At 46.4% G+C, this 9,151-nt stretch carries 8 protein-coding genes; 3 read left to right on the top strand and 5 right to left on the bottom strand.

Going from position 1 to position 9,151, the window contains the following annotated elements; genetic code table 11:
• Window positions 1–96 precede the first annotated feature (96 nt).
• Window positions 97–1,518, top strand: a complete 1,422-nt coding sequence (locus tag A3750_RS06795) for a hypothetical protein (protein WP_068456109.1) — start codon at window positions 97–99, stop codon at window positions 1,516–1,518.
• Window positions 1,519–1,550: 32 nt separating this feature from the next.
• On the opposite strand, the gene A3750_RS06790 is transcribed toward A3750_RS06795, so the two are convergent.
• A complete protein-coding gene (locus A3750_RS06790) occupies window positions 1,551–1,760 on the bottom strand; it encodes a cold-shock protein (protein WP_068456112.1) in 210 nt (69 codons plus the stop codon).
• Between the two features lie 338 nt (window positions 1,761–2,098).
• On the opposite strand from A3750_RS06790, the gene A3750_RS06785 reads away from it, so the two are divergent.
• Complete coding sequence (locus A3750_RS06785; RefSeq protein ID WP_068456115.1) at window positions 2,099–2,503, top strand: cytochrome c5 family protein; 405 nt, start codon at window positions 2,099–2,101, stop codon at window positions 2,501–2,503.
• A 52-nt stretch (window positions 2,504–2,555) separates the two neighbouring features.
• On the opposite strand, the gene A3750_RS06780 is transcribed toward A3750_RS06785, so the two are convergent.
• Together A3750_RS06780 and A3750_RS06775 are read right to left on the bottom strand one after the other, a co-directional pair.
• On the bottom strand, window positions 2,556–4,328 hold the full coding sequence (locus tag A3750_RS06780) for a DEAD/DEAH box helicase (protein ID WP_068456118.1): 1,773 nt from the start codon (window positions 4,326–4,328) through the stop codon (window positions 2,556–2,558).
• Between the two features lie 75 nt (window positions 4,329–4,403).
• On the bottom strand, window positions 4,404–4,937 hold the full coding sequence (locus A3750_RS06775; protein WP_068466000.1) for a PadR family transcriptional regulator: 534 nt from the start codon (window positions 4,935–4,937) through the stop codon (window positions 4,404–4,406).
• A 99-nt stretch (window positions 4,938–5,036) separates the two neighbouring features.
• Between A3750_RS06775 and A3750_RS06770 the strand changes: the two genes are divergently transcribed.
• A complete protein-coding gene (locus A3750_RS06770) occupies window positions 5,037–6,650 on the top strand; it encodes an NAD(P)/FAD-dependent oxidoreductase (RefSeq protein WP_068455694.1) in 1,614 nt (537 codons plus the stop codon).
• A gap of 34 nt (window positions 6,651–6,684) precedes the next feature.
• Here the strand turns inward: A3750_RS06770 and A3750_RS06765 are convergent, their stop codons facing one another.
• Window positions 6,685–7,800, bottom strand: a complete 1,116-nt coding sequence (locus A3750_RS06765; protein WP_068455691.1) for an anhydro-N-acetylmuramic acid kinase — start codon at window positions 7,798–7,800, stop codon at window positions 6,685–6,687.
• A gap of 9 nt (window positions 7,801–7,809) precedes the next feature.
• Complete coding sequence (locus A3750_RS06760) at window positions 7,810–9,126, bottom strand: OapA family protein (RefSeq protein WP_156498466.1); 1,317 nt, start codon at window positions 9,124–9,126, stop codon at window positions 7,810–7,812.
• Window positions 9,127–9,151 lie beyond the last annotated feature (25 nt).

Genomic DNA, 9,151 nt, shown 5'->3' with positions numbered 1-9,151 from the left:
CGCAAAATATTTGTCGGATATTCGAGAACTTTTGTTTTAAACTGTTAGAAGTCCCGCAATAAGGCAATAGAACGATAAGGGCAACGGTATATAGCTATGGAGTTTCAAACTCGATTCATTCGGCATGAAGACCGCCGAATCGCGCGGCAAGCGTTAACTGGCAGGCACGGTTTCAGAGCGAGCGTTGCCGTTCTCGGTAGCGAGGTGGAAGCCTCGCTCATCGACTTTTCGAGTATTGGTTTCGCGGTTGTTATCGATGCAAGTGCTCGGCATGATCTTGCTGTCGGTGGTTCGATCAAGTTGCGCGTCAGTCCAATGATTGATCACGAATATGATCTTTATGGTTTGATTATCGATTTGCGCGAGGATCGACACGGCAACACTAAAATATCCGCCGTTATTGAGCACGAACAAAGCAACCCGCATGGAAATTTTCACCCAGTTACTCTTAGCCCTGAACAGAGTCTAAAAGGGCAACTCGTTCACCCTTTTGCTTACAAGCAAAGCTCTTATTTCGAGGTTGAAAGTCTTTCTGCTAACGGCTTTTTTGCTTCAAATATAAATTCAGATTTTACGTTGTTTAGCGGCATGAAAGTCGAGTTCAGCCTCGGTACTGTTCATGGTTTACAAAAGGCGATTGGCACGGTCTCCAATATCAGCCTGACAGAGGATAACCTGATTAGTTGTTTCGTGGCTGTAGAGGCGTTTCCTAAGTTAGCGCAAAAAGAGTTATCTCAGCATTGTTTTCACTTCGCACAAAAGACACCTCAGGAAATAAAGCTCTCTGGGCTTGAAGCGACAAGTATTCAAAACTTCGTACAGTATCGATTTGTAGAAACCCAAGCAGAGTATGAGGCCGTGCTAAAACTTCGTAGAAAGTCCTATGCCAGGTTGGGGCTGTGCGATAAAGATGAGCCCATTGCGCGCTTTGCGTTGGAACAAGATGCCTATGGCCGGATATTGATCGCTTTTCACAACGCAAGGGTGATAGGTTCCGCTCTCTTAGTGTTTGGTGAGCGCACCAACAAGCCTCTTGAGCTCGAATCTGTTTTGCCTCGCACGAGCTTCAGTCTTTTGCCTGATTACGGGCAAATCATGGAAATTACCGAAGTTTGTATTGAACGCCATTATCAGGATACGGATGTTCTGCAGGGTGTTTTTGAAAGTATGTATCGAGAAGGATTAACGGCTGGCAAGAACTACATTTTAGTGGGCAGCGCTCCCGAATTTGTTCCTCGTTATGAATATATGGGCTTTAAGTCTTTAGGTTTGAGTTTTCAGAATCCGAGGAACGAAGATGTGCTCATGCAGGTAATGATGCTCGATAAAGAGACTGGCATTTGTGGGAAAGGGATGGGGCCTGTCCGCTGGTATGAGGTTTGGGGATACGTCAGTATGCATCTATATCAAAGACGAGTGGTGGAGTACAGTTCTTGGCAGAAACTACGCGTTCAGTTAAACAAGGCGCTTTATGAAGGATATGAGCGGTTTAGAAAACTAAAACAAACGGTGGGTTAAACGACGACTTTTCAGTCGTCGTTTAAGGCTTATTATGCAGGTGTTACGTTCTCTGCTTGCGGGCCTTTGCGACCCTCGCCCTCTATAAACGTAACATTTTGACCTTCAGACAGTGTTTTAAAACCATCTCCATCAATGTTACTAAAGTGAACAAACAGGTCGGGACCACTTTCTTGCTGAATGAATCCAAATCCTTTTGATTCGTTGAACCATTTTACGGTTCCGGAACGCTTATCTGACATTTATCAAACCTTTAAAAACTGTGTATTGGGCAGTTTGAACACAAGAAAAAAGTGGGGGTGTTGAGTCCTTAATTTTTATTCTCGTGTTCCACTAGTTCGAGCATATATTGGATTTGTTACTCGAATATTTATAGTTTAGTAAAAAAAACGCAATTGGCCATGTTCTATATAACCTTTTGAAATTAGAAATCTTCTTGTGGCGCGCAGCAATTGGCGGTTAAAATCGCGCACAGCATTTTGGCTAGGCGTTTAAGATCATGAGCGCTTGGCCTATACTTTGGATTCTGTCGGTTTCCTCCTAACACATATAACGAACGAAGAGGTGTTACGTGAAAAAAATGGTAATAACTATCTCTGCTGCGCTGGCTCTTGCTGCTGTAGCATTAACGGCGACAGCCGCAATGGATGACGCAAGCATTCGAGAGCGCACTATGCCAGTAGGTAGTGTATGTGTAGAGGGCGAGGATTGTGGTTCCGCTTCTGCGGCAGTGGCTTCTGGTCCGCGCGACCCTGAAGAGTTGTACAACGGAGTGTGTGCCGGTTGCCATACGACGGGTGCTCTGGGCGCGCCTAAATTAGGTGACGTGGCTGATTGGACCGCTCGCATGGACAAGGGGCTTGATCAAGTTATTGCAAACGCGATCAATGGTATTAATGCCATGCCTGCTAAAGGAACGTGTGCGACTTGTTCTGATGACGATATCGCAAATGCCGTTAAGTACATGGTTGATAACAGCAAGTAAACAAAGATATAAAAAAAGCCCGCTCAATTGAGCGGGCTTTTTTTTGTCTGAATTAGTTGTCTCGACTCTCTCTTTTTCGAGGTTGGCGTTTTGCGGGGCGTTTTCTCTCTGAATCCGCACTTCCGTTTTGCGGAAAAGCCGCTGAGAGTTCAACCATTTTCATCGGTCGTTGTGCAACTCGTGTCTTTTGAAGAGTTTTAAGCAGTGCTTTTGGCATTCCGTCTGGTAAGTCTACCGTTGTCATCGTGTCATAAATTTCGATTTGGCCAATGTAGTCACTAGAGAGATCTGCGGCATTCGCGATCGCAGCGACAATCTGTCCCGGCTTTACTTGGTCCATGTGGCCTACCTGAATTTTGTAGCGTTTAAGATCAACATCAGGGAACTTTTGTAGCGGAGGAATTGGTCCTTCTTTCACTTCTTTACGTTCTCGTGGCCCTCGATCTGGTCGTTCGGATCGCTCCTTGCGCTCTGGTCGCTCCGACTCTTTTCGACGCTGATCTTCTCTCGGGTCGATTAATAAGTTGCGACCACCTTGTGAAAGCTTCGCAAGCGCCGCCGCGACAATAGCGGGATCGACTTGTCGCTCTTCGATCAGTTTATCTACTAGATCTTGGTAGAAACTGAGGTCGCCAGCTTCTACGGTTTCCATGATCTGTTGATTAAATTGCTCTATACGCAATTCATTAATTTGTTTGGCGCTTGGTATCTCCATACGTTCAATGGTTTTTCCTGATACCTTTTCGATAGAACGCAACATCCTTTGCTCTCTTGGCGCAACGAAGAGGATAGCTTCGCCAGAGCGTCCGGCTCGTCCGGTTCGTCCGATGCGATGTACATAGGCTTCGGTATCGTATGGGATATCAAAGTTTACAACATGGCTGATTCTTTCAACATCTAAACCGCGCGCGACAACGTCGGTTGCAACCAGAATATCAATGTCACCTTTCTTCAGGCGGTCAACGGTTTTTTCTCGAGCCGCTTGTGGAATGTCACCATTTAAAGCTGTAGCAGAAAAACCGCGGGCACGAAGCTTAGAGCTGATGTCTTCAGTTGATACTTTGGTTCGAACAAAAACAATCACCCCTTCGTGTTGCTCTACTTCAAAAATTCTGCAAAAAGCGTCAAGTTTGTTTAGGCCTTTGCACATCCAATAACGCTGACGAACCGTGCTTGCCGTAGCATTTTTTGACGCGATCTTGATCAGTGCTGGATCATTTAGATGCTGGTCTGCGACACGCTTAATCTCTTTTGGCATGGTCGCTGAAAATAACGCGATTTGACGTGAATCGGGAGTATGTTCAAGAACCCAGTTAACATCATCGATGAAGCCCATGCGCAGCATCTCATCTGCTTCATCAAGTACGAGTGTTTTAAGGTTGTTAATTTTAAGGCTACCGCGTCGCATATGGTCCATAACTCGACCTGGTGTGCCGACAACAATTTGAGCGCCCCGTTTTAATTGCTTTAATTGAATGCCGTAAGCTTGACCACCATAGATGGAGAGTACGTTTACGCCATTTAAATATTTTGAGTAACTTTCAAAAGCTTCTGAAACCTGGATCGCCAATTCGCGCGTTGGTGCGAGTACAAGCACTTGCGTATCTGAATTTTTAGGGTCGATTTGAGCCAGTATTGGTAGAGCGAAAGCGGCCGTTTTACCCGTTCCTGTTTGAGCCTGTCCGAGAACATCTCGTCCCTGCATGAGCGTTGGAATAGCTTGTTCTTGGATGGGGGAGGCGTGTTCATAGCCTAGTTCTGATATAGAGCGCAGAAGAGCATCTGGAAGTCCCAGATCATTGAAGCTGTTGGAAGCTTGGGTCACAAAAATTGTCCTCGTTGGGATAGGGGGGTCTAAAGAGGGCGCGAGTATACTTGTTCATGACACAAAAAGCCCTGATTATTTTTTAAACAATTGTGTCGCTTCTGTTGCCCATTGCAACCACGCTTCTTCTCCAATTATTCCCCTCCTTAAAGTGATGAACGGGAAGCGTTGCGCTTCTTGCTGTTTTTCAGGGAGTGCGTGGTAGGCCGCTTCGATTCCGCGAAGCTTTTCAAGTATGTGTTGATGCAGGGCGATATGCCTCTGCAGTTCTTCAAAAATACTTTTCTCGTCTCCCGCTGCTGTGCCATAAAGCTTGACCAAAAGAGCATCATTTGTTTTTGAGGCAGAGACGGGTTCTGCAAGCCATGTTTGTAGCTCCGTACGCCCTTTATGACTAATTTCATATACTTTTTTGTCCGGTTTTCCTTTTTGAGTCGCGTTCTCGCAATTTATCAGGCCGTCCTGATTAAGTACTTTCAGCTGATGATAGATCTGCTGGTGCTTGGCATTCCAAAAGTAACCGAGGCTCTCACGAAAGTGTTTTAGTAGATCGTAACCAGAGCTGGGCTCTTGTTCGAGCATGACTAGGATGGCGTGCTTTAGGGACAAACTCTTTACTCTTTTTATATGCAATTTGTTGCATAATATTTTAGAACTGAATACTATGCAAAAAAACATAAAAAATTATCTAAAAAGGCTGCTTTGATTATGGTTCGCACTGGTACACGTTTTCGAAAGAAAAAGGCTTCAGATCATTATGATGTGATTGTCATCGGCTCCGGTATCGGTGGGCTGGCAAACGCTGCATTGCTTTCTAAGTTAGGTAAAAAGGTATGTGTGCTGGAGCAGCACTATACGGCGGGTGGTTACACGCATGCATACGAGCGCGAAGGTTATGAGTGGGATGTGGGTGTTCATTATATTGGCGAGGTGCACCGACCGCACAGTACATTGCGCCGCGTATTTGATGTTATTACTGACGGAAAGCTTGAATGGGCGGAGATGGATCCTCTTTATGATCAAATCGTGATAGGTGAAGATTACTACGACTTTGTTGCTGGAAAAGAAAACTTCATTGAACAGATGGCTTTTCGTTTTCCGGACGAAGCAGCCGCGATTGAAAAATACGTCGAGCTTCTATACAAAACCAGCTCTCTTGTTCCTAAGTTTTTCGCCGGCCAAGCGCTACCCAAAGTGGCCGGCTCACTATACAACCGTTTTAAAGAGAAACTGCTGCCAGACTATTTGTTCAAAACCACGTATGAGGTGCTCTTTGAGCTAACGGATAACCAAGAGCTTATTGCCGTGTTAACAGCGCAGTGGGGCGACTATGGGCTGCCTCCAAAGAAATCTGCATTTATCATGCATGCCATGGTTGCGAAACATTATCTTAATGGTGGTGCATACCCTGTGGGAGGTGCAGCAAAGATCGCTGAAACCATTATCCCCTTGATTCAAGCGGCTGGTGGAGAAGTGTTTACCTATGCCGGAGTCGATGAGGTGCTGGTTAGAAATAACAAGGCTTATGGTGTCCGGCTCGTTAAAGGTGAAGAAATTACAGCAGATGCAGTCGTCAGCTGCGCGGGGCTAGTACCGACGATCAACAAGCTTTTGTCTGAAGAAGTCGTCAAGGCTAATGGCTACGACAAGCTGGTAAATAAGGTTCAGACATCCTCTGCGCATCTTTGCATTTATGCTGGGTTTAAAGGGAATGCAGAGGAGCTAGGAATTCCGAAGAAGAACTTCTGGATCTATCCAACCTACGATCATGACGCTTCAGTCGAGGCCTTTCATGAGAGTAAAGATTATGATTTTCCGCTTATCTATATCTCTTTTCCTTCTGCAAAAGATCCTAACTGGGATGAGCGTTATCCCAATAAGTCTACTGTTGAGATCGTCACAGTATGCAAGCCTGAGTGGTTTGAGCAATGGCAAGGAACAACGTGGGGCAAACGAGGTGAAGAGTACGATGATTTGAAGCAGGAATTGACTGATCGTCTAATGGCGACCCTATATAAGCAAATGCCTCAATTAAAAGACGCGCTTGATTATGTTGAGCTTTCTACGCCTCTTTCGACGCAATGGTTCCAGTGGAATGAGGGCGGTGAAATATACGGAATTGAACACGATGTTGATCGTTTTCGGCAAAACTGGATTCACCCGAAAACAGAAATCAAAAACTTCTATTTGACTGGCTCGGACGTGGTGACTGCTGGAGTTGGTGGAGCGCTCATGGGTGGTGTTATGACCACGATGGCGATGATGGGGCTCAAGGCAAGTAAAGTCACCGAGTTGCTAAAGAAAGGCGTTATTTCGACATGATGTTCTGGCGGATCTCGGACATTGGCTTAGGGGGCTATGCGTAGTGTATTGCGCCAAGTATCTTGGCCTTTTTGGCCCCCGTCACAGACGGAAGATTTCCAGGCCGTCTTTCGAGAGTTTCTCTAGCAAGCCAAGCGAATGCAGCAGCCTCGACGTCATCCGCCGGAAGTCCTAGCGTATCCGTTTTGTTTAATAAAGTGGCCTTTGATAGAGCTTTTATCCTCTCAACCAAGAATGCGTTATGAGAGCCTCCTCCGCAAACATAGATCTCGACAGGCTCTTTCGTGCTTTCTTGTTTAATGGCGTCAGCGACGGTTGTCGCTGTTAGCTCTAGCAAAGTCCGTTGAATATCTTTGGGTGAAGCATTCTCAATCGAATTCTTTTCAAGCCAGGTCATGTTGAAGTATTCCCGGCCAGTGCTTTTGGGTGTCGCCCGAGAAAAATATTCATCGCTGAGCAGTTTCGAGAGTAACGGCTCGATAATCTCTCCGGTTTGGGCCCATCGACCATCTTTGTCGTATGGTGTTCCAAGGTGTTTTTCTGTCCAGCGGTCCATTAATGCATTTGCCGGGCCGATGTCATAGCCATAAACGGATGCTGATGCTTCTTCTTGAGGGAGTACACTAATGTTGCTGATGCCGCCCAAGTTTATGATCAAGCGCTTTGATTTTTCGCTCGAAAAGACTTGCTTGTGAAAGGCAGGCACTAATGGCGCGCCTTGCCCGCCTGACATTAAGTCGGCCATTCGAAAATCAGCAACCGTTGTAATCCCAGTGATTTCACTTACCGCAGCAGCAGAGCCAATTTGAATTGAGAAAGGATGGTCTAAGTCCGGTCGGTGCCGGATGGTTTGTCCGTGGCTCCCGATCGCTTTGATCTCAGAGCGAACGACAAAGTGATGTGCTTCAATGAATTTGTTTATAGCGTGTCCGATGAATCGGCCAAACGCGGTGTGGGCTCGTCCAAGCCGTTCAATTTCGCTAGGGCCAGGCGAGCAAAGAGATGATAAATCCGCTTGCAGTTTGTCTGGGATTTTTTCGCAGAATGAAGCAGCGACCTCGCAGAAATCTTCTTCGAAGGACACAAGTGCGAGGTCTAAACCATCAAGGCTTGTGCCCGAGATGCAGCCAATATAGTACTCTCGGGGCATGCCTGGTCGCTATTGTGCGTTAAACGCGAGTTGATAATCCTCACGCAGTGTTTGCAGTTGCGCTAAAAGAGGTTTGGTCTGCAGAGCAAACTGCGTTAACTCCTCGCTTGGTACTGGTTTCGCATGAGGTAGTTTTACCCGGACAGGGTTTTTGTGTACGCCGTTAACGCGAAATTCGTAATGCAGGTGAGGGCCAGAGGCGAGTCCTGTGCTACCAACATAGCCGATAACTTGCCCTTGCTTAACGCGTTTTCCTGTTTTTACGTTTCGCGCAAATTTAGTCATGTGAGCGTATAGCGTCGTGATTTTCTGGCCGTGCTGCAATATCACTGCATTGCCATAACCACCTTTGCGGCCCGCAAATACGACTTTTCCATCACCTGTTGCTTTAATTGGTGTGCCTCGTGATGCCGCATAGTCAGTGCCTTTGTGGGCGCGGATCTTGTGTAGGACCGGATGCTTTCGCTTAAGATTGAAATGCGAAGAAATACGTGCAAAGTCTACAGGGGTGCGAAGAAACGCTTTGCGCATGCTTTCACCAGATGGGGTGTAATAGTTTGAAACGCCGCTCGAGTCTGTAAACAGAACCGCTTCAAGGTTGCGTCCTTGATTGCTAAAATTCGCCGCGAGGATTTTGCCGTTTTTGTACTTTTTGCCGTCCACATAAAGCTTTTCGTATATAAGGCTAAAAGCGTCTCCTTTACGGATGTCTAAAGCAAAATCAACATCCCATCCAAAAATGTTTGCGAGGCCCATTATCTGGGCTTGAGACATGCCCGCTTTTTGACCTGCAAGAAATAAAGACGAGTCGATGACGCCCTCAACATATTCGAGCTCTACTTCAGGCTCCTTGGTTGCGATCTCAGTACTAAAACTGCTGTCATCTTGACGGTTCAGGTAAACGCTTTCGATTGGTGAGCGATCTAACCTAATTCTAATGAGTTTCTCGCTTTCATCGCTGAGAAAGGCGATCGTCTCGCCAGGGTAGATTCGTGTCAGCTCTTTATTCTTATTTCCTGCGCCAAGGACCGCATACATCGTGGTGTCGTTGTAACCGGCTTGTGAAAAGAGTTTAGATAGAGTGTCGCCTTCTTTGACGGTAAAGCTGTGCCAATTCTCAACTGGCTTTGTTGGCTCAGCTGGCGGCTTTACTTCATCGTGTAGAGCAGCAATCGATGAGCTCGGCACGTCGCTAATTTCAAGCTGCACCGTCGTGCTCTTGTTGGCGTTTACTTTGCTGCTCGGGCTGATAAGCAGAACCAATGTCAGGAGAGCGCCAACAGTGCCGGCAGCAAGCATGTGGGTTTTAGGAAATGCGTGAACCAAAATTTTGCCTTAATTCAGTAACTAA

This window comes from Oleiphilus sp. HI0079 (genome assembly GCF_001635105.1).
The sequence above is the reverse complement of the archived record's forward strand: the minus strand, read 5'-3'. Positions and strand labels throughout refer to the sequence as shown.

Coding starts and splice junctions, on each gene's coding strand:
- A3750_RS06795 (WP_068456109.1), top strand. CDS start 97: ATGGAGTTTCAAACTCGATTCATTCGGCATGAAGACCGCCGAATCGCG.
- A3750_RS06790 (WP_068456112.1), bottom strand. CDS start 1,760: ATGTCAGATAAGCGTTCCGGAACCGTAAAATGGTTCAACGAATCAAAA.
- A3750_RS06785 (WP_068456115.1), top strand. CDS start 2,099: ATGGTAATAACTATCTCTGCTGCGCTGGCTCTTGCTGCTGTAGCATTA.
- A3750_RS06770 (WP_068455694.1), top strand. CDS start 5,037: ATGGTTCGCACTGGTACACGTTTTCGAAAGAAAAAGGCTTCAGATCAT.
- A3750_RS06765 (WP_068455691.1), bottom strand. CDS start 7,800: ATGCCCCGAGAGTACTATATTGGCTGCATCTCGGGCACAAGCCTTGAT.